Below are 20,340 nucleotides of genomic sequence, written 5' to 3' on the forward strand. Positions count from 1 at the left end.
GCGCATGACCGGGCGCGAGGTGGCGAGCCAGGCCGCGGAACGGTCGGCGCGGGATTCCTACGGCCGTCTGCTGGCCTTGCTGGCGTCCCGCTCGCGCGACATCGCCGCCTCGGAGGACGCGCTGTCCGACGCCTTCGTCGCGGCGCTGCGGACCTGGCCGGTCGACGGCGTGCCGGCCAACCCCGATGCCTGGCTGCTGACCGCCGCCCGCAACAGCCACCGCAACACGCTGCGTCACCGCGGCGTGGTCGACGCCTCGGCGCTCGACCTGGCGCTGCTGCAGGACGGCTACGCGCCCGATGCCCCGGTGGTGCCGGACGACCGGCTCAAGCTGCTGTTCGTCTGCGCCCATCCGGCCCTCGATCCGGCGGTGCGCACGCCGCTGATGCTGCAGACCGTGCTCGGCCTGGACGCGGCCCGGATTGGCGCAGCCTTCCTCGTCGCACCCGCGACGATGGGCCAGCGGCTGGTGCGGGCCAAGGCCCGGATCCGGGATGCCGGCCTGCGCTTCGAGCTGCCCACGGCCGAGGACCTGCCCGAGCGCCTGCTCGATGTGCTCGGCGCGATCTACGCGGCCTTCGGCACCAGCTGGGACGCGCTGCCCGGCGCCGACACCGGCCTGCACGACCTGTGCGGCGAGGCACTGTTCCTCGGCCGCCTGCTGGTGGCCCTGCTGCCCGACGAGCCGGAGGCCCGCGGCCTGCTCGCGCTGATGCTCTATTGCGAGGCCCGCCGCCCGGCCCGACGGGGCGCCGACGGTGCCTTCATCCCGCTCAAGCGCCAGGATGCCCGGCTCTGGACCCGCGAGCTGATCGTCGAGGCCGAGCACCAGCTCATGCAGGCGGCCACGCACGGCGTCTTCGGGCGCTACCAGTGCGAGGCCGCGATCCAGTCGGTCCACGTCCAGCGCCCCATCACCGGCCGCACCCACCACGAGGCGCTGGCCACGCTCTACGGCCTGCTGGCCGCACACAGCCCGAGCATCGGCGTGCGGGTCGCGCAGGCCGCCGCCCGCATCGAGGCGGGCGACGCGGCCCAGGCCCGCGCCATCCTGGACGCGCTGGCGGGCGCCGATGTCGCGGGCTACCAGCCCTACTGGGTCACCCGCGCGAACCTGCATGCCACCCAGGGCGAGCCTGCGGCCGCGCACGAGGCGCTGCAGCGCGCCATCGGCCTGACCGAGGACCCGGCGATCCGCGAATACCTGCGGCGGTCGCTCGGGGCCTAGGGCAAGCGGGCCGTGCAGGGCGCAGCCGCGCGCTCAAGCCGGTTCGAACACGACGCCCTTGGTCAGGAGGAAGCAGCCGTAGGGCCGCGATTCCGAGTTCTGCACGACCGCGAAGCATCGCGTCGCCGCCGCGTAGAAATCGGCCCGCGCGATCACCCGGTGCGCGATCGGCCGGCCCTCGGCGGCGTGGCAGACGGCCAGCACGTCGGCATGGACCGACAGCACCTGGCCCGGCGCATCGACCGGATCCATCCACGCCAGCGGCTGGTCCACGAAGGTGTCCAGCGGCAGCAGCTCAAGGATGCCGGCGACGGACGTCGGCGCGTCCATGCCACCCAGCGTCACGAGCCGCTGGCTGCGCGTCTGCTGCGCGATGGCCCAGGCCGGGAAGTTGCGATCGACGACGGCCAGCTGGTCCCCGTGGCCCATGGCGGCGAGGATCCAGAGCAGGTCGGCGTCCATGAAATCGGGGATGCGCTTGAGCATGGCGGGCTCCGTGGGGTGAAGGGCAGGGAAGGGCGGGGAGGTGCGGGCAAGGGTACTGCGTGGCCAGCGCACGTTGCGCCAGCACCGGGGCAGGCCGGTCGGTCACGCGCTTGGCCTGCCGGAACACCGGCACCAGTTCGGGCGGCCGCACGAGGTCGCCCAGGCGCAGCTCATCAGGCAGCCCGGATCCTCGAAGACGAAGGCGTCCGAAGGGTTCAGCAGCAGCCGGTAGATGCAGCAACCGGTAGATGCAGCGGCCGGGCCTGCCAGGCGCTGCGTCGAGCGAGTCCGAGGATGAAAACTGGCCCATCGAGAATCACGGGAACCGGCGCTTCTCATTGAGCCGGTCAGGGGCGACGATCGGGTCTTCGCGCCTGTCACCCTTGCCGCTGGACGCCCCATGTACATCCCCCCGCACTTCGCCGAAACCCGCCCTGAAGTCTTCCAGCGCGTCATGCGCGAGCACCCGCTGGGCATGCTGGTGACGAGCACACCGGCGGGACTGGACGCCGACCACATCCCCTTCGAGTACGAGCCCGGCAGCGACGGCGGTCCGGGCGTCCTGAGTGCCCATGTCGCGCGCGCCAACCCGCTTTGGCAACGCTGCCCGACGGGCACCCCGGTGCTGGTCGTCTTCCGCGGCGCGCAGGCCTACATCTCGCCGAACTGGTATCCCAGCAAGCACGAGACGCACCGCCAGGTGCCGACCTGGAACTATGAAGTGGTCCACGTGCAGGGCATCCTGAACGTCCACGACGACGAGCGCTACGTGCGTCGGCTGGTCGCCCGGCTCACGCGAACACATGAAGCCTCCGAGCCCCAGCCCTGGAAGATGGGTGACGCGCCACCGGACTACCTGGACGAGATGCTGCGGCACATCGTCGGCATCGAGGTTGCCGTCACGTCCATCGTGGGCAAGGTCAAGGCCAGCCAGAACAAGGAAACGCGCGACCGCCAGGGCGTCGTCGAGAACCTCGGGGCCAGAGGCCATGACGCGATGGCGGCGCTGGTGCGTCAGGTCTGAAGCGGCCGCGCGCATCCAGGCCTTCGTTCACGACCCGCCGCCACCGCCCGCTGTTACCGCCCGCCGCCACTGCCATGTACACCGCCACCTTCACCTTCGCCAGGAAGGACTTCGACGACGCGTTCCACGCGCTCGACGGGGTCATCTCGGCCATCGCGCAATCGACGCCCGGCTACCTGGGCGAGGAAGCGTGGGAGAACCCGTCGAACGGGCTGATCTCCAACGTGTACTACTGGGAATCGCTGGAAGCGCTGTCGGCGCTGATGAACCATCCCGCGCACCGCGAGGCGAAGCGGCAGCAAGGCCGCTGGCTGGACGGCTACCAGGTGGTCATCGCCGAGGTCATCGGCAACCACGGCGACCGTGGCATCCCGCACCCGCTGGCCGACCGTCCGCTCCCGATGCCGGTCGGCCAGCAGCACGTGGGAGCGTGAAGGCGGTGCAGCCCTCCCGGGCTGTCCTGGTGCCGGTCAAGCCCCATCAGGCATCGATGTTCGCCGCCCTCAGCGCGTTGCTCTCGATGAAATCCCGGCGCGGTTCGACCTCGTCGCCCATGAGCATGGTGAAGACGCGGTCGGCCTCGATGGCGTCCTCGATCTGGACGCGCAGCAGGCGGCGCACGGTCGGGTCCATGGTCGTTTCCCAGAGCTGCGACGGGTTCATCTCGCCCAGTCCCTTGTAGCGCTGGCGGCCGACGCTGGATTCGGCTTGCTGCATCAGCCAGGCCATCGCGACGCGGAAGTCGCCGGCCTTGGCGGACTTCTGGCGCTCGCCTTCGCCGCGCTTGACCGTGGCGTCGTCGGCCAGCAGGCCCTTGAAGGTCAGGCCGGCGCGGGTCAGGGCCTCGTAGTCGCCGCCGTGCACGAAGTCCTGCGTGATGATGCTGCTCTTGATGTTGCCGTGGTGGCGGCGGCTGATGCGCAGGTGGTGCTTGTCGGTGCGGGCGTCGTATTCGGCGGCCACCTCGGCCTGGTGCAGCGCGGCCTGCAGCGCGATGGCGCTGGCCTCGGCCCGGGTGACGTCGTCCAGGTCGAGCACGAGGCCGTCGCTGATGGCGCGCAGCGCCTCGATGTCCATCCAGTTGCTCAGGCGCGAGATCACGTTGCTGGCTTGCACGTACTGGCGCGCGAGGTCTTCCAGCGCGGCGCCATCGATCGGCGCCCGGCCGGCGCCCGGCTCGATCACCGCGCCGTCGAGCGCGACGCGCAGCAGGTAGGCGTCCAGCTCGGACCCGTCCTTGAGGTACTGCTCCTGCTTGCCGTGCTTGACCTTGTAGAGCGGCGGCTGGGCGATGTAGATGTTGCCGCGCTCGACCAGGTCGGGCATCTGGCGGAAGAAGAAGGTCAGCAGCAGGGTGCGGATGTGGGCGCCGTCCACGTCCGCGTCGGTCATGATGATGATGCGGTGGTAGCGCAGCTTGTCGGGGTTGAAGTCGTCCCCGCCCATGCCCTTGCCGATGCCGGTGCCCAGGGCGGTGATCAGCGTGAGGATCTCGTTGCTGGTCAGCAGCTTCTCGTAGCGGGCCTTCTCGACGTTCAGGATCTTGCCGCGCAGCGGCAGGATGGCCTGGAACTTCCGGTCGCGCCCCTGCTTGGCGGAGCCGCCGGCGGAGTCGCCCTCCACCAGGTAGATCTCGCACATGGCGGGATCCTTCTCCTGGCAGTCGGCCAGCTTGCCGGGCAGGCCCATGCCGTCGAGCACGCCCTTGCGGCGCGTCATCTCGCGGGCCTTGCGGGCGGCATCGCGGGCGCGGGCGGCGTCGACGATCTTGCCGCAGATGGTCTTGGCATCGAGCGGGTTCTCGAGCAGCCAGTCGGTCAGCAGGCGGCTGACGATGTCCTCGACCGGCGCGCGGACCTCGCTGGAGACGAGCTTGTCCTTGGTCTGGCTGCTGAACTTCGGCTCCGGCACCTTGACGCTGACGACGCAGGCCAGGCCTTCGCGCATGTCGTCGCCGGTGATCTCGACCTTGGCCTTCTTGGCGATGTCGTTGTCGTCGATGTACTTGTTGATGACGCGGGTCATCGCCGCGCGCAGGCCGGTCAGGTGGGTGCCGCCGTCACGCTGCGGGATGTTGTTGGTGAAGCAGAGCACGTTCTCGTTGTAGCTCTCGTTCCACTGCATCGCGACCTCGACACCGACGTTGGTGTTGTTGTCGCTGACCTTGTCGCCGCGGGCGTGGAAGATGTTCGTGTGCAGGACCTTCTTGCCCTTGTTGACGAACTCGACGAAGCCCTTGACGCCGCCGGCGTAGGCGAAGTTGTCTTCCTTCTGGTTGCGCTCGTCGACCAGGCGGATCTTGACGCCGTTGTTGAGGAAGCTCAGCTCGCGCAGGCGCTTGGCCAGCACGTCGTAGTGGAAGTCGACGCTGCTGAAGATGGTCGGATCGGGCAGGAAATGGACCTCGGTGCCGCGCTTGTCGGTCGGGCCGACGACCCGCATCGGGCTGATGTCGAAGCCGTCGCGCTGCTCGATCTGGCGGTCCTGCGGGATGCCCTGGCGGAACTCCATGAAGTGGGCCTGGCCGTCGCGCCGCACCGTCAGGCGCAGCCAGGTCGACAGGCCGTTGACGCAGGACACGCCCACGCCGTGCAGGCCGCCCGAGACCTTGTAGCTGTTCTGGTTGAACTTGCCGCCGGCGTGCAGCTCGGTCAGCGCGATCTCGGCGGCCGAACGCTTCGGCTCGTGCTTGTCGTCCATCTTCACACCGGTGGGGATGCCGCGGCCGTTGTCGATGACGCTGATGGAGTTGTCGCTGTGGATGGTGACGATGATGTCGTCGCAGTGGCCGGCCAGGGCCTCGTCGATGGAGTTGTCGACGACCTCGAAGACGAGGTGGTGCAGGCCGGTGCCGTCGGACGTGTCGCCGATGTACATGCCCGGACGCTTGCGCACGGCCTCCAGGCCTTCGAGGATCTGGATGCTGTCCGAGCCGTAGGCCGCCGACGCTTCCGACCCGGTCGAGACCTGCTCGCCTTCGGCGGAGGGCAGCTCGCGGCGGGTCACGCCATCGGCGCCCGGCTGGTTCGCCTGGGGGTCTTGCGGGGAGTTCTTCGGGTCGGTCATGGGTCTGGCTCGGTGGCGTCCGGCCGCTGGGGCGGGCGCTGTACAGAAATGCTCAAGCGGGCCGGGGCCCGCTTGAAGGAGGTGAGGCCGGATCGGCCGGGCGCGGGGCGCCTCAGATCCTCATCGGCATCACGACGTACTTGAAGCCGGGGCGCTCGGGCACGGTCACGAGGGCCGAGCTGCTCGCGTCCTGCAGCGACAGCGTCACCATCTCCTCGGAGATGTTGGACAGCACGTCCATCAGGTAGGTCACGTTGAAGCCGATCTCGATGGCGTCGCCGCCGTAGTCGATCTCGAGTTCTTCCTTGGCCTCTTCCTGCTCGGCGTTCGAGCTGGCGATGCGCAGGTTGCCGGGCTCGAAGTTGACGCGCACGCCCTTGAACTTCTCGCTCGTCAGGATGGCCGCGCGCTGCAGGCTGGCCAGCAGCGGGGCGCGGCCCAGGGTCACGTGGTTCTTGTGGTTGCGCGGGATCACGCGGTTGTAGTCGGGGAACTTGCCCTCGACCAGCTTGGTGACGAACTCCATGCCGCCGAAGGAGAACTTGGCCTGGTTGTCGGCGAAGCGCATCTCGATGCGGGCTTCCTCGGCACCTTCGGGCGCGTTCTTGTCGTCCTTCTCGGACTTCAGCAGGCGCTGTAGTTCGAGCACGGTCTTGCGCGGCAGGATGACTTCCTGCTTCGGGATCTCGGTCTCGAGCGTGGCCTGGGCCAGCGCGAGGCGGTGGCCGTCGGTGGCGACCAGGGTCAGCGTCTTGCCCTCGGCGACGAACAGGATGCCGTTGAGGTAGTAGCGGATGTCGTGCACCGCCATCGCGAAGTGGACCTGGTCGATCAGGCTCTTGAGCGTCTTCTGCGGCACGCTGAAGGCCGGGCCGAACTCGGCGGCTTCCTGCACCAGCGGGAAGTCGTCGGCCGGCAGGGTCTGCAGCGTGAAGCGGCTCTTGCCGCCTTGCAGCGTCAGCTTGTTCTGGGCCGCGCTGAGGGTCACGATCTGGTCGGACGGCAGGGTGCGCAGGATGTCGATCAGCTTGCGCGCGCCGACGGTGGTCGCGAAGGCGCTGTCGTCACCGCCGAGGTCGGCGCCGGTGCGGACCTGGATCTCCAGGTCGCTGGTGGTCAGCTCGGTGCGGCCGGCCGACTTGCGGATCAGCACGTTGGCCAGGATCGGAAGCGTGTGGCGCCGCTCGACGATGCCGGAGACCGCTTGCAGGGCTCCCAATACCTGTTCCTGTGCTGCTTTCAGGACGATCATGTGCTGTCTCACCCGTGTCTTGATGGTGCGGAAGGGCTCCGCTGGTCGTGGCGTTTCGCGCGCGCGAAGCCGACATTTTCGCCTGAATTCGGGGCGGGCCCGCAGGCGCCCCGCCGCGTCCGGCCTCAGCCTTTGAGCGTCTGTTCCAGGACGTGCAGCTGCTGGTTCAGCTCGGTGTTCTTCTGGCGTTCGCCGCCGATCTTGCGCACCGCGTGCAGCACCGTCGTGTGGTCTCGTCCGCCGAACAGCTCGCCGATCTCGGGCAGGCTCTTCTGGGTCATCTCCTTGGCCAGGTACATCGCGATCTGGCGCGGCCGGGCGATCGAGACCGGGCGCTTCTTGCTGTACATGTCCGCGACCTTGATCTTGTAGAAGTCGGCCACGGTCTTCTGGATGTTCTCGACCGAGATCTGGCGGTTCTGGATCGACAGCAGGTCCTTGAGCGCCTCGCGGGCCAGCGTGATGCTGATGTCCTTGTGCGAGAACTTGGCGTAGGCCAGCACCTTGCGCAGCGCGCCCTCGAGCTCGCGCACGTTCGCCCGCACGTTCTTGGCGATGAAGAAGGCGACGTCCTCGGGCATCGGGCTGCCCTCGGCGACGGCCTTCTTCATCAGGATGGCCACGCGCATCTCCAGCTCCGGCGGCTCGATGGCCACCGTCAGGCCGGCATCGAAGCGGCTGGTCAGGCGCTCGTCGATGTCCACCAGCCCCTTGGGGTAGGTGTCGCTGGTCATGATGATGTGGGCGCGCTTGGCCAGCAGGGCCTCGAAGGCGTTGAAGAACTCCTCCTGCGTGCGGTCCTTGCCGGCGAAGAACTGGACGTCGTCGATCAGCAGCAGGTCCAGCGAGTGGTACTTCGCCTTCAGCTCGTCGAAGGTCTTGCGCTGGTAGTTGCGCACCACGTCGCTGATGAACTGCTCGGCATGCAGGTAGAGCACGCGGGCATCGGGGTTGTCGCGGATCAGGGCATTTCCCACCGCATGGATCAGGTGGGTCTTGCCCAGGCCGACGCCGCCGTAGATGAACAAGGGGTTGTACATCTGGCCGGGCGCGCCGACGACGTGCAGCGCGGCGGTGCGGGCCATCTGGTTGGCGCGTCCGGGCACCAGGGTGTCGAAGGTCAGCGCGGCGTTGAGGCGGCCGCGGGTGGCGGCCGGCGCGCCAGGCAGGGTGCCGGTCGGCGTGGCGGGGCGATCACCGCGCTGGGCGATCACGGCCGGGGCGGCCAGGCTGGCCGGACGCAGGTCGGTGACGGTGGACGGCGCGGCTGCCGGAGCCGGGTTCGTGGACGACGTCGCGGCGCTGGCATCGCCTTGCGGCGCGCGAACCGGCACGGCGGCCGAGGCAGCGCTGGCCGGCGCGCGCAATTGCATGGACCCGGCTGGCGCGGCGGCCTGGATGGCCGGGCGGCCGTTCATGTCTCGCTGCAGCACGGACAGCTCCAGCCGCACCGGCATGCCGGCGAGCTCGCTCAGCGTGGCCTCGATGCGGGCGCTGTACTGCGAACGGATCCAGTCCAGCTTGAAACGGTTGGGCACGCGCAGGCCGACCAGCACGCGGTCGCCACCGTCCGAGACATCGGCGGGCGGCAGCGGCTTGATCCAGGTGTTGAATTGCTGCTCCGGCATCTCGGCGGCCAGTCGCTCGCAACCTCGCTCCCACAGGTCTGTGTGCATCTTCTAGGAATGTGGATAACTCTTCTTGGGGGGCGCGATTGTAGACACAAGAATCGGCCCGAAGGCGTGGTTATCCACAGTTTCATGGCCGGGGTCAAGGCGGCGTTTCCGAGCGGCTGCGCGCGTGCTTCATTGACGCTTCCGGCTGGATTTGTTGTAATGCCGGGTTTCCCGAGTCGGGGGGTCTGTCCGTGGGCGAGCGCCGCAACGCAGAAGCGAAAAGCTGAAGCGGAGGCGCACGGTTCCTGCGGTGCGCAGTCCCCAGTCCTGGCCGCGCAGCGGTACACGGACTGCCCGCGCTGCGGGGCCCGGGCAGTCGACAACCTGATCGCCCGGTAGGCCGCGTCAGCCGCCCGGATGCCGTTCTGGCGCGGTCCTGTCGAACAACACTGTCCAAGCCTGACCGTGCGCAGCGTGCGCCGGCACAGGCGCAACCGAGGATCCAACATGAAGCGCACCTATCAGCCCTCGAAGGTCCGTCGTGCCCGTACGCACGGCTTCCTGGTTCGCATGAAAACCACCGGCGGCCGCAAGGTCATCGCCAACCGCCGCGCCAAGGGCCGCAAGCGCCTGGGTCTCTGATCCCCACGGGCGCGTCGCCGATCCGGCCACGGCCGCTCGCCTGACCTCGCGTCATGCTGTGCAGCCTCGATGGTGCCAAGCGATTCCAGGCGGTGCTGGCGACACGACCCTGTTCAAAGAGTGCGCATTTCATGCTGCACTACCGGGCGGTGGACAAGTTGTCAACAGCCCCGCCAGTCGGTGTGGGTCGGCTTGTGGATGACTTCGGCGGCCGGCCGGTCCCCGTCAGCCTGGGACTGGTCGTTCCGAAGCGGCATGCCCGTCGCGCCGTGACGCGCAACCTCGTGCGTCGCGAGGCGCGGGCCCAGATGACGCAGCGCGCCGACCACCTGCCGCCGGGCGACTGGGTGTTGCGCCTGCGTGCCCCATTCGATCGCTCCACATTCAGCAGCGCCGCCTCGGCCGCGCTGCTGCTGGTCGTGCGCGAAGAGATCACGCGGCTGATCGCCGACGGCCTGCGTGCCGTCGCGAAGGCATCGGCGCGTGCGTCCGTGCCATTGCCCTTGCCGGTGCCGGCTCCAGCGTCCGGGTTGTCCACATGACCGCCTCGCCCGATGTGCCAGTCGGGACCGCTGCGGCCATTGCCATGCGGCGGTCCTCGCTGATGCAGCGTCTGCTGATCGCCATCGTGCGCGGCTACCGTTACCTCTTGAGCCCCTGGCTGGGCTCGGCCTGCCGTTTCGAGCCGACCTGTTCCATTTATGCGCTGGACGCCCTCGGGCGACATGGCGCCGCCACCGGCGCCCGCCTGACGCTGTGGCGCCTGGCGCGCTGTCATCCGTGGTGCGCCGGCGGCTGCGATCCGGTGCCGACACGGCCCCGGCCGCTCTTTTCCTCGCTGCCGGGCCTGTCCCGGCTGTCTTCCGATCCGCAAGGCGCCGATGCGGCGACCGGCGGATCCTCGCCAGTACGAAAGAACTCGCCATGACCGATCTGCGGCGTGCGCTGCTGTGGGGCATCTTCTCGGTGTCGCTCGTGATGTTGTGGGACGGCTGGAACCGGCACAACGGTCAGCCGTCGATGTTCGCCCCGCCGGTGACCGCTCCGGCGACGCCGCAGGCCGGCGCCTCGTCGGTGCCCGCGCCGGTGGCGACCGCCGCCGTGGCAGCGGCCAGCGCGGCCGCACCCGGCGCCGTGCCGGCGACCCAGGCCGTGCCGCCGGCCGGTGAGCGATTCGTCGTCACCACCGACCTGGTCAAGGCGACCTTCGACACGCGCGGCGGTTCGCTGGTGCGCGTCGAGCTGTTGCACCAGAAGGACGGCAACGGCCACATGGTCGTGCTGGACCAGTCGGCCCAGCGTCTCTACGTCGCCGAGACCGGCCTGGTGGCGGCCGGCGCGCCGGGCGCCGTGCCCGACCACACGACGGTGATGAAGCCCACGACCGATGCGCGCGCGCTGGCCGACGGCCAGGACAGCCTGGCGATCGGTTTCGAGGCGAGCTCCGCCGCCGGCATCAAGCTGGTCAAGACCTACACCTTCCAGCGCGGCAGCTACGCCGTTGGCGTGAAGCACGAGGTCAGCAACGCCGGCGCGGCCGCCGTGCAGCCGCAGCTCTACCTGCAGCTGGTTCGCGATGGCAATCCGCTGCCCGATGAATCGAGCTTCTACAGCACCTTCACCGGCCCGGCCATCTACACCGACGCCGACAAGTACCAGAAGGTCGAGTTCAAGGACATCGAGAAGCGCAAGGCCGGCGACAAGCCCTCGCATGCGGCCCGGGCCGAGAACGGCTGGGTCGCGATGGTCCAGCACTACTTCGCCGCCGCCTGGCTGCCCACCGGCAATGCGCCGCGCGACTTCTACACGCGCAAGGTCTCGGACAACCTGTACTCGGTCGGCATGCTGATGCCGCTGGGCGAGCTGGCCCCGGCGGCCAGCACGTCGGTCGAGGCGCGCCTGTTCGTCGGCCCGCAGCAGGAGAAGGCCCTCGAGGCGCTGGCGCCCGGGCTGGAACTGGTCAAGGACTATGGCTGGCTGACCATCCTGGCCAAGCCGCTGTTCTGGCTGCTCGACAAGCTGCACGGCCTGCTCGGCAACTGGGGCTGGTCGATCGTCGCCCTGGTCGTGCTGCTGAAGATCGCCTTCTACTGGCTCAACGCCAGCGCCTACCGCTCGATGGGCAAGATGAAGGCCATCAACCCGAAGATCCAGGAGATGCGCGAGCGCCTCAAGGACAAGCCGCAGCAGATGCAGCAGGAGATGATGCGCATCTACCGCGAGGAGAAGGTCAACCCGATCGGCGGCTGCCTGCCCATCTTCGTGCAGATGCCCTTCTTCATTGCGCTGTACTGGGTGCTGCTGTCGAGCGTCGAGATGCGCGGCGCGCCCTGGCTGGGCTGGGTCACCGACCTGAGCGTGAAGGACCCGTACTTCATCCTGCCCTTGCTGATGACGGCCACCACCGTCCTGCAGACCTGGCTGAACCCCACGCCGCCGGACCCCGTCCAGGCCAAGATGATGTGGATCATGCCGCTGGCCTTCAGCGTGATGTTCTTCTTCTTCCCGGCCGGTCTGGTGCTGTACTGGTTCGTCAACAACCTGCTGTCGATTGCGCAGCAGTGGGCGATCAACCGGTCTCTGGGCCTGAACAAGTGAGTCCTGTCGCGGCCGCGTGACGCGGCCCTTCGACCCCGCTTCGGGCGGCCCTCGGGCCGCCCGAGTTGTTTCCGACGGTACGGTGGTGACGGTCGTGCATTGCTGCCGAGACATGTCGCACATCCCGTCACCAACCGCCACATTTGCGGGGTTGAGCGGCCCCGACGGCGCTCGCACCATAGCGACGCGGGGCCGACCCGAGGTCGTCGCTGCAGGCATCTGACGAGACGTGATCCGAACGGGAACACCGATCGACACGTGCCTGCAGCGACGCCCTTGGCTCAGGAGGCCTTCAGCCGCATGGCCAGCCTCCCCCCGCTCGAACACCCCAACGGTCGGCGGGCCGCGGGCGACAATTCCGCCCATGCTTGCCCGTCTCGACCAGCCCATCGTCGCCATCGCCACCGCCGCAGGACGCGGCGCCGTCGGCATCGTGCGCGTCTCGGGCCGCGGCCTGGACAGCCTGATGCGTGCCGTCGTCGGCCGCGTCGGCGCTCCCCGCACCGCCCACTACGGACCCTTTCTCGCCGCCGACGGCAGCGCCATCGACCATGGCCTGGCGCTGCGCTTTCCGGCACCACACAGCTACACCGGCGAGGACGTCCTGGAGCTGCAGGCGCACGGCGGCCCGGTGGTCCTGCAGCTGCTGCTGGCGCGTTGCCTGGAGGCGGCCGCCGAGCCCGATCCCGATGCGCCCGGTCGACTCCGGCTGGCCGGGCTGCGGCTGGCCCAGCCGGGCGAGTTCACCGAGCGGGCCTACCTCAACGACAAGCTCGACCTGGCCCAGGCCGAGGCCGTTGCCGACCTGATCGACGCCAGCACCGAGGCGGCGGCGCGCGGCGCGGCGCGTTCGTTGTCGGGTGCGCTGTCTCAGCCGGTGAGCCAGCTGCGCGAGGCGCTGATCGAGCTGCGTGCGCTGGTCGAGGCCACGCTCGACTTCCCCGAGGAAGAGATCGACTTCCTCCAGAAGGCCGATGCCATCGGCCGTCTCGACCGCCTGGCCGCGCGGCTGGACGGCCTGCTGGCCACCGCGCGGCAGGGCGCGCTGCTGCGCGAGGGCCTGCAGGTTGTCATCGCCGGCCAGCCCAACGCCGGCAAGAGCTCGCTGCTGAACGCGCTGGCCGGGGCCGAACTGGCCATCGTCACGCCCATCCCCGGCACCACCCGCGACAAGGTCAGCGAGACCCTGCAGATCGAGGGCGTGCCGGTGCACGTGACCGACACCGCCGGCCTGCGCGAGGACACGCAGGCCAGCGACGAGGTCGAACGCATCGGCATCGCACGCAGCTGGCAGGCGATCGCCCAGGCCGATGCGGTGCTGCTGCTGCACGACCTGACGCGGCTGGACCAGCCCGACTACCGCCAGGCCGAGGCGCAGATCGCCGGGCGCCTGCCGGCCGGGGCGCGCCTGCTGCACGTCTTCAACAAGGCCGATGCGATCGGCCTTCCCGCCGAGGCTCTGGACGAGCGCATCGACGCGATCGTCGCGGCCACAGGCAACGCGACAGATGCCGAGACGGGCGCCGCCATGCACGCCATCACGGACGACCTGGCCCCGATCCGCCTGAGCGCGAAGACCGGTGCCGGCCTGGACGCCTTGCGCCGCGCGCTGCTGCACATGGCCGGCTGGCAGGCCGTCCCCGAAGGCGTCTTCATCGCCCGCGAACGCCACCTGCACGCCATGCGCGCCGCCGCCACCCACCTCGCCGCCGCCCGCGACTGGGCGTCACAGGGCGACCACGCGCTCGACCTGCTGGCCGAGGAACTCCGCCTGTCCCACGACGCCCTCGGCGAGGTCATCGGCGCGTACAGCAGCGACGAGCTGCTGGGGGATATCTTTGGGCGGTTCTGCATCGGGAAGTGACATCAGGCCCAAGTGAGGAACGCCACCCCACCCCGCAACCGGGTGCTCCGCGCCCTCGCACCCCCTCAAGCGCCGATTCCGTCGCATCTCGCGACACCCCCCCGCTGGCGTGGCGGGCGGGGCTGTCGGAACATCGCGGCACCCGCCGCAGACCGTGTGGCGGGGCTTGTGCCCTGATGGAGCCGACGATGGACATCGATGACCTGATCCGGGTCGTGCGATCGCTGAACACCGACGACGCCTTCCGTGCCCGGCTGGATCCCTTCCAGTGGCGCACGCTGGGGTCCTACCTGGCCGCCTACGAGATGCGCGCCGGCGACCTGCTGATCCGGCAGGGCGATGCCGACCGCACCGCCTACTTCATCGCCGCCGGTTCGCTGCAGGTCTACCGCAGCGGGCCCACGCCGATGCAGACCCGCATCGCGCTGCTGCGCCCGGGCGCGCTGGCCGGGGAGACAGGGCTGTTCAGCGACCAGCCGCACTCGGCCAACATCGAGGCGATGACGCCGACCCAGGTCTGGGCCATGCACCTGCCGCGGTTCGAGGAGCTGTCGGCGCGCGCGCCCGGCATCGCCATCGAGTTCCTGCGCGCGGCCGGCGCGGTGATGGTCGCGCGGCTGCGGGCCAACCTGATCTCGCAGGTGGCGGTCGCCTGAAGGCCGCGACGGCGGTGCAGGCATCGCCCGCGCGGCTGCGCCGGTCGGGCGGCTGGTGCAACCTCGGTGCTCCTTCACTGCCGTGCCTGGAGCCATCCATGAAGCCCACCGATGCCGTGCTCGACGAGGCGCAGATCCGCGCCCGCCTGGCCGCCGAACTGCCGCACTGGACCCTGGAGGACGGGCTGCTGCGACGCCGCTACCGCACCGGCGGCTGGAAGGCCACGCTGATGGTCGTCAACGTGATCGGCCACATCGCCGAGGCCGGCTGGCATCACCCCGATCTCAGCGTCACCTATGCGGTCGTGGGCGTGAAGCTGACGACGCATTCGGCCGGTGGCATCACCGAGAAGGACTTCGCGCTGGCCCGCAAGATCGAGGAGGTGGTCGGCTGGCGGCCACAGCATGAGGCCGGCAACCCGCTCGAAGGCACGCCGCAGGACGATCCGCGGCTGCGCTACATCAAGTTCGATGACGAGGGTTGAATCCGCGTCGGTCTAGCCGTGCAGGAGCTTGCCCTCGGCCAGCGCCAGTGCCTCGGGCAGCCCGCGCAGCACCAGCACGTCGCCGCCGCGCAGGCGGGTCTGGTCGGTGGCCGGTTCGACCTGGCCGCTGGCGCGGCGGATGGACATGACCGCGACGCCGATGGCCGCCAGCGCCAGCTCGTCGAGCGACTGGCCGATGGTCGGCGCGGCCGCTGGCACGCTGACGCTGCTCAGGCGCTCCTGTTCGAGTTCCTGCACGGTGTCGTCGTCGCCGCCGTGGAAGTAGCCGCGCAGCAGGCTGTAGCGGGCATCGCGCGCCTCCTGGGTCAAGCGCAGCACGCGGCGCATCGGCACGCCGACCAGGGCCAGCGCGTGGTTGGCCAGCATCAGCGAACCTTCGATGGCCTCGGGCACGACCTCGGTGGCGCCGGCCGCGCGGAGCTTTTCCAGGTCGGTGTCGTCGATGGTCCGCACCACCACCGGCACGTGCGGCGCGTGCTCGTGCACGTGGTGCAGCACCTTCAGCGACGAGGCCGTGTCGTGGTAGCTGATGACGACCGCGCTGGCGCGGGCCAGGCCGGCGGCCATCAGGCTCTGCAACCGTGCCGCATCGCCGAAGACGACGCTCTGGCCGGCGGCGGCGGCCTGGCGAACGCGGTCAGGGTCAAGGTCCAGCGCCATGTAGGGGATGTGCTCGCGGTCGAGCAGGCGGGCCAGGTTCTGGCCGGCGCGGCCGTAGCCGCAGATGATCACGTGGGCCTCGGTGCGGATCGCCTTCTTGGCGATGGTCGTCAGGGCGACCGACTGCAGCAGCCAGTCGCTGGCGGCCAGGCGCACGACGATGCGGTCGCTGTGCATGATCAGGAAGGGTGTGGCCAGCATCGAGATGACCATCGACGCCAGCACCGGACTGAGCCAGCGATCGGCGATCAGCGCGTGTTCGGTGCCCAGGCTCAGCAGCACGAAGCCGAACTCGCCAGCCTGAGCGAGGTAGAGGCCGGTGCGGATCGCCACGCCGGCCGGAGCGCCCGTCAGGCGGGCCAGACCGGCCACCAGGATGCCCTTGGCGATCACGGGCGCGGTGCTGAGCAGCAGCACGAGGTGCCAGCGTTCGAGCACCGGGTGCAGGTCCAGCTTCATGCCGATGGTGATGAAGAACAGGCCCAGCAGCACGTCGTGGAAGGGTCGGATGTCGGTCTCGACCTGATGCTTGTACTCGGTCTCGGCGATGAGCATGCCGGCGACGAAGGAGCCCAGCGCCAGCGACAGCCCGGCGTGCTCCGTCAGCCAGGCCAGGCCGAGCGTGATCAGCAGCAGGTTGAGGATGAAGAGTTCCTCGCTCTTGCGCTTGGCCACGCGCGTGAGCCACCAGCGCATCACGCGCTGGCCGCCCCAAAACAGCAGCGCGAGCAGCGCGGCGGCCTTGAGCATGGCCACGCCCAGCGTCCGGACGATGTCCTCGCCGCCCTGTGCCAGCGCGGGGATCAGCACCAGCAGGGGCACCACAGCGATGTCCTGGAACAGCAGCACGCCCATGACGCGGCGGCCGTGTTCGCTTTCGAGTTCAAGGCGCTCGGCCATCATCTTCGCGACGATGGCGGTGCTCGACATCGCCAGTGCCGCGCCGAGTGCCATCGCGCCGGTCCAGTGCAGTTCCCAGGGGCGGGCGAACCACGCGAAGACCGCCGTCAGGAAGAGGTTGCCGACCACGGCGCCCGCGATGGTGAACACGACCTGGCCCATGCCCAGCCCGAACACCAGGCGCCACATGCTGCGCAGCTTGGGCAGGTTGAATTCCAGCCCGATCACGAACATCAGGAAGACGACGCCGAACTCGGCCAGGTAGCGCACGCCGGCCGAGTCACGCGCGAGGGCCAGCGCATGCGGGCCGATCAGCACGCCGACGATCAGGTAGCCCAGCATCGCGGGCAGCTTGAGCAGGCGGCAAACCACCACGCCGGTCACGGCCGCGAGCAGGTAGAGCAGTGCAAGGTCGAGCGAGGTGGCCATCGGGGCAGGTGCGGGGACGTCGCACGGCAGGGGGCGGGACACTGCGGGACACGTCCGAAAAGGGCCGCCGCCTAGAATCGCCGGATCGTAAGACATGACGCCGGAACCGACCGGCGGAGCCGCCCGTGAACAGCCCCGCATTCGACGCCGCACGTGCCATCCAGATGGCGCGGCAGACCCTCCAGATCGAGGCCGACGCGCTGGTCGCGCTGCAGGCCCAGCAGGGCGAGGCCTTTGCCGAGGCGGTGCGCCGCACGCTGGCCTGCGATGGCCGCGTGGTCGTGATGGGCATGGGCAAGAGCGGCCATGTCGGTCGCAAGATCGCCGCGACGCTCGCATCGACCGGCACGCCGGCGCTGTTCGTGCATCCGGCCGAGGCCAGCCACGGCGATCTCGGCATGGTCCAGCCCGGCGACGTCGTGCTGGCGATCTCCAACTCGGGCGAGAGCGACGAGCTGGCCGCGATCCTGCCGGCGCTCAAGCGCGTGGGCATCACGCTGATCGCGATGACGGGCCGGGCCGGGTCGACGCTGGCCGCACATGCCGACCTGGTGCTGTCCAACCAGGTCGAACAGGAAGCCTGTCCGCTCAACCTGGCACCGACCGCCAGCACCACCGCGCAGTTGGCGCTGGGCGATGCGTTCGCGGTCGCGCTGCTGGACGCGCGCGGCTTCCGGGCCGAGGACTTCGCGCGTTCGCACCCGGGCGGCGCGCTCGGTCGCAAGCTGCTGACCCATGTGCGCGACATCATGCGCAAGGGCGACGCGGTGCCGCGCGTCACGCCGGAGACGCCCTTCCTGGAAGTCATGCGCGAGATGAGCAGCAAGGGCCTCGGCGCCACCGCCATCGTTGACGCCGACGGCCGCGCGATCGGCATCTTCACCGACGGCGACCTGCGCCGCGCGATCGAGGGCGGGCTGGACCTGCGCGGCCTCGATGCCCGCGCCGTCATGCGTCCGAACCCGCGCAGCGTGCCCCAGGACGCGCTGGCGGTCGAGGCCGCCACGCGCATGGAGGATGCCCGCGTCAACGCGCTGCTGGTCAGCGACGTCGAAGGGCGGCTGGTCGGTGCCGTCAACACGCACGACCTGATGCGCGCGAAGGTGATCTGAGCATGACAACCGCATCGGCACAGGCTCAGCCCGTGATCCCGCCGGGTCGACCGGTGCGGCCGACGCTGCACTTCGATCCGGCCCTGCTGCTGCAGGCCCAGGGCGTGCGGCTGGCGATCTTCGACGTCGACGGTTGCCTGACCGACGGACGCATCTACATCGGTGCCGATGGTGAGGCCGAGAAGGCCTTCAACACGCTCGACGGCCACGGCATCAAGCTGCTGGCGCGTGGCGGCATCACGCCGGTCGTGCTGACCGGGCGCGACTCGCCGGCGGTGCGTCGCCGTTGCGCCGACCTGGGCGTCAGCGAGGCGCTGTTCGGCGTGCACGACAAGCTCGCCGCCGCTGCGGCGCTGCTGGCGCGGCGTGGCGTGGACTGGTCCGAGCTGGCGGTGATCGGCGACGACTGGCCCGACCTTCCGCTGATGAGCCGTTGCGCCTTCGCCTGTGCGCCGGCCCAGGCCCATGCCGAGGTCCGCGCCGTGGCCCACCACGTCACGTCCGTGCCGGGCGGGCAGGGGGCGGGCCGCGAGTTCTGCGACCTGCTGCTGATGGCGGCGGGACGCTATGCCGAGCTGTTGAACGGCCACCTGACCACGCTCGACGGCGCGTCGGCCTGAGGCCGGACCGCGTCGCGACGGCCCCGATCCCGCATGGAAGACGACACCGGCCCGCTGCCGTTGCCACTGCCGCTGCCGCCGCTGACGGCCGCGACGGCACCCGAGCGGCAGCTGCCCTGGACCGTGCGGCTGCGCCACAAGCTGCCGCAGTACCTGCCGGTGCTGCTCCTGGGCGCGATCGCGGCGGCGACCGGCTGGCTGGTCCGGCAGACGCCGTCCGGCGACGAGGCGCCCAGCGTCGCCATCGCCGCGAGCGAGCCGGACTACGAGATGCGCGGTTTCTCGGTCCAGCACTACACCCGGACCGGTCCTGCGCAAGGCGTCATCGAAGGCGACCGGGTGCGCCATTTCCCGGCCACCGACCAGCTCGTCATCGACGGTGCGCGGGTGCGCTGGACCGATGCGGCCGGCCACCTGGTGCGGGCCGCCGCGCCGCGTGCGGTGGCCGAGGGCGACGGCAGCAGGGTCCGGCTCGAAGGTGGTGCGCGCGTCGAACGCGAGCCGGTCGAGGGCGAGCCGGGGCCGCTGGTCTTCACCAGCGAGGTGATGGTGTTCGACACCCGCGCCGGCCGCATCCGCAGCGACCTGCCGGTGCGCCTGAGCCTGGGCGAAAGCCGCTTCGACGCCAGCACGCTGGACTATGACCACACCAGCCGCGTCGTGGTGCTGGACGGACGCGTGCGCGGGCTGATCGACCCGACCGGCGCTGGCGCAGGTGGCCGTGCCGATCGCTGAACGCCGCGCGCCGCTGGTTGTCATCACCGGCGCGTCCAGCGGCATCGGGCTGGCGCTGGCCGATGCCTTTGCGCGCCGCGGCTGGCGGCTCGCGTTGATCGCGCGACGCGAGGTGGTCTTGCAGGACTGGGCGCGCAGCCGGGGTCTCGGGCCCGACCGCGTCCTGTGCCTGGGTGCGGACGTGCGCGACATCGAAGCCATCGGCGCGGCCGGCCGGCAGGTGATCGCCGAAGTGGGCTTGCCGGACGTCGTCATCGCCAATGCCGGCATCAGCGTCGGCGTCGACACGGCCGAGCGCGGTGACCTCGACGTGCTGCAGGACCTCTATGCCACCAACGTGATCGGCATGGCAGCCACCTTCCAGCCCTATCTGCTGCCGATGCAGCAGGCGGGGCGCGGCACGCTGGTGGGACTCGGCAGCGTTGGCGGCATCCGTGGTCTGCCCGGTCATGGTGGCTACTGCGCCAGCAAGGCGGCGGTCATCAGCTACTGCGAGAGTCTGCGCGTGGAGCAGCGCGCCCACGGCCTGAAGGTCGTCACGCTGATGCCGGGCTTCATCGCCACGCCGCTGACGCAGGCCAATCCCTACCCGATGCCTTTCCTGATGCAGCCGGAGGCCTTCGCGGAACGGGCGCTCCGGGCGATCGAGCGCGGCGCGCGGTGCCCGGTCATCCCGTGGCAGATGGGCATGGTCGCCACCTTGCTGCGCTGGCTGCCCGATGCGCTGTTCGACCGCGTCATGGCCGGTCGTCCCCGCAAGCCCCGGCGTGCAACGCCAGGCTGACCTACACGCGGGATCGGTCGTCTGGACGAGACGTCCAGACGTGAAAAAGCCGACCCGAGGGTCGGCTTTCTTGTCGGAGCGAGGCGGGTGTTGACCTGATCCTGGTGAACCGGTCGAGGCATCGACCGGTGCCTGGCTCAAGCGACGCCGCTGCGTCGGACG

The 20,340-nt window shown here is 69.9% G+C and carries 19 protein-coding genes; 14 read left to right on the forward strand and 5 right to left on the reverse strand.

Annotated elements, in window-relative coordinates:
* The first annotated feature begins 4 nt into the window (after window positions 1-4).
* A complete protein-coding gene (locus Q8X39_RS10745) occupies window positions 5-1,228 on the forward strand; it encodes an RNA polymerase sigma factor (RefSeq protein ID WP_305749671.1) in 1,224 nt (407 codons plus the stop codon).
* A 33-nt stretch (window positions 1,229-1,261) separates the two neighbouring features.
* Here Q8X39_RS10745 and Q8X39_RS10750 read toward each other — a convergent pair whose 3' ends face one another.
* Window positions 1,262-1,714, reverse strand: a complete 453-nt coding sequence (locus Q8X39_RS10750) for an RbsD/FucU family protein (RefSeq protein ID WP_305749672.1) — start codon at window positions 1,712-1,714, stop codon at window positions 1,262-1,264.
* A 400-nt stretch (window positions 1,715-2,114) separates the two neighbouring features.
* Here Q8X39_RS10750 and Q8X39_RS10755 point away from each other — a divergent pair, with 400 nt between their 5' ends.
* A complete protein-coding gene (locus Q8X39_RS10755) occupies window positions 2,115-2,738 on the forward strand; it encodes an FMN-binding negative transcriptional regulator (RefSeq protein WP_305749673.1) in 624 nt (207 codons plus the stop codon).
* Window positions 2,739-2,812: 74 nt separating this feature from the next.
* Window positions 2,813-3,172, forward strand: a complete 360-nt coding sequence (locus Q8X39_RS10760; RefSeq protein ID WP_305749674.1) for an antibiotic biosynthesis monooxygenase family protein — start codon at window positions 2,813-2,815, stop codon at window positions 3,170-3,172.
* A 46-nt stretch (window positions 3,173-3,218) separates the two neighbouring features.
* Here the strand turns inward: Q8X39_RS10760 and gyrB are convergent, their stop codons facing one another.
* The 3 genes from gyrB to dnaA form a co-directional block, all read right to left on the reverse strand.
* The gene (gene gyrB / locus Q8X39_RS10765; RefSeq protein WP_305749675.1) at window positions 3,219-5,804 is read right to left on the reverse strand and encodes a DNA topoisomerase (ATP-hydrolyzing) subunit B; all 2,586 of its coding nucleotides are present in this window, start codon (window positions 5,802-5,804) and stop codon (window positions 3,219-3,221) included.
* A gap of 112 nt (window positions 5,805-5,916) precedes the next feature.
* Window positions 5,917-7,056 carry a DNA polymerase III subunit beta gene (dnaN, locus tag Q8X39_RS10770; protein WP_305749676.1) on the reverse strand — a complete coding sequence of 380 codons (1,140 nt, stop codon included), beginning with the start codon at window positions 7,054-7,056 and terminating at the stop codon, window positions 5,917-5,919.
* A gap of 125 nt (window positions 7,057-7,181) precedes the next feature.
* Window positions 7,182-8,732 (reverse strand): chromosomal replication initiator protein DnaA, encoded by a 1,551-nt coding sequence (gene dnaA / locus Q8X39_RS10775; RefSeq protein ID WP_305749677.1) that lies wholly within the window; start codon window positions 8,730-8,732, stop codon window positions 7,182-7,184.
* Window positions 8,733-9,179: 447 nt separating this feature from the next.
* On the opposite strand from dnaA, the gene rpmH reads away from it, so the two are divergent.
* The 7 genes from rpmH to Q8X39_RS10810 all read left to right on the forward strand — a co-directional run bounded on the left by rpmH (window position 9,180) and on the right by Q8X39_RS10810 (window position 14,917).
* Window positions 9,180-9,314, forward strand: coding sequence for a 50S ribosomal protein L34 (rpmH, locus tag Q8X39_RS10780; RefSeq protein ID WP_305749678.1), 135 nt, complete (start codon window positions 9,180-9,182; stop codon window positions 9,312-9,314).
* A gap of 53 nt (window positions 9,315-9,367) precedes the next feature.
* Entirely contained in the window at window positions 9,368-9,856 is a 489-nt protein-coding gene (locus Q8X39_RS10785; protein ID WP_305749679.1) for a ribonuclease P protein component, read from the forward strand.
* 59 nt (window positions 9,857-9,915) lie between these two features.
* Complete coding sequence (gene yidD / locus Q8X39_RS10790; protein WP_305749903.1) at window positions 9,916-10,242, forward strand: membrane protein insertion efficiency factor YidD; 327 nt, start codon at window positions 9,916-9,918, stop codon at window positions 10,240-10,242.
* Window positions 10,239-11,912, forward strand: a complete 1,674-nt coding sequence (gene yidC, locus Q8X39_RS10795) for a membrane protein insertase YidC (RefSeq protein WP_305749680.1) — start codon at window positions 10,239-10,241, stop codon at window positions 11,910-11,912. Before yidD ends, yidC begins: the two co-directional genes overlap by 4 nt.
* 364 nt (window positions 11,913-12,276) lie before the next feature.
* Window positions 12,277-13,776, forward strand: a complete 1,500-nt coding sequence (mnmE, locus tag Q8X39_RS10800) for a tRNA uridine-5-carboxymethylaminomethyl(34) synthesis GTPase MnmE (RefSeq protein WP_305749681.1) — start codon at window positions 12,277-12,279, stop codon at window positions 13,774-13,776.
* Between the two features lie 188 nt (window positions 13,777-13,964).
* Window positions 13,965-14,432, forward strand: coding sequence for a cyclic nucleotide-binding domain-containing protein (locus Q8X39_RS10805; RefSeq protein WP_305749682.1), 468 nt, complete (start codon window positions 13,965-13,967; stop codon window positions 14,430-14,432).
* Between the two features lie 98 nt (window positions 14,433-14,530).
* Window positions 14,531-14,917: a 4a-hydroxytetrahydrobiopterin dehydratase gene (locus Q8X39_RS10810; RefSeq protein WP_305749683.1), complete on the forward strand. Its 387-nt coding sequence runs from the start codon at window positions 14,531-14,533 to the stop codon at window positions 14,915-14,917.
* 12 nt (window positions 14,918-14,929) lie between these two features.
* Here Q8X39_RS10810 and Q8X39_RS10815 read toward each other — a convergent pair whose 3' ends face one another.
* Complete coding sequence (locus Q8X39_RS10815; protein ID WP_305749684.1) at window positions 14,930-16,927, reverse strand: monovalent cation:proton antiporter family protein; 1,998 nt, start codon at window positions 16,925-16,927, stop codon at window positions 14,930-14,932.
* A gap of 164 nt (window positions 16,928-17,091) precedes the next feature.
* On the opposite strand from Q8X39_RS10815, the gene Q8X39_RS10820 reads away from it, so the two are divergent.
* From Q8X39_RS10820 to Q8X39_RS10835, 4 genes are read left to right on the forward strand one after another with little or no spacing between them, the layout of a single operon-like run.
* Complete coding sequence (locus Q8X39_RS10820) at window positions 17,092-18,039, forward strand: KpsF/GutQ family sugar-phosphate isomerase (protein ID WP_305749904.1); 948 nt, start codon at window positions 17,092-17,094, stop codon at window positions 18,037-18,039.
* A 2-nt stretch (window positions 18,040-18,041) separates the two neighbouring features.
* Window positions 18,042-18,659, forward strand: a complete 618-nt coding sequence (locus Q8X39_RS10825) for a KdsC family phosphatase (protein ID WP_305749685.1) — start codon at window positions 18,042-18,044, stop codon at window positions 18,657-18,659.
* 33 nt (window positions 18,660-18,692) lie between these two features.
* The gene (gene lptC / locus Q8X39_RS10830; RefSeq protein ID WP_305749686.1) at window positions 18,693-19,394 is read left to right on the forward strand and encodes an LPS export ABC transporter periplasmic protein LptC; all 702 of its coding nucleotides are present in this window, start codon (window positions 18,693-18,695) and stop codon (window positions 19,392-19,394) included.
* Window positions 19,381-20,178 (forward strand): SDR family oxidoreductase, encoded by a 798-nt coding sequence (locus Q8X39_RS10835; RefSeq protein ID WP_305749687.1) that lies wholly within the window; start codon window positions 19,381-19,383, stop codon window positions 20,176-20,178. The genes lptC and Q8X39_RS10835 overlap by 14 nt, the downstream gene beginning before the upstream one ends.
* Window positions 20,179-20,340: the final 162 nt, after the last annotated feature.

This window comes from Leptothrix discophora, from assembly GCF_030705305.1.
Taxonomy (GTDB): domain Bacteria; phylum Pseudomonadota; class Gammaproteobacteria; order Burkholderiales; family Burkholderiaceae_C; genus Sphaerotilus; species Sphaerotilus discophorus.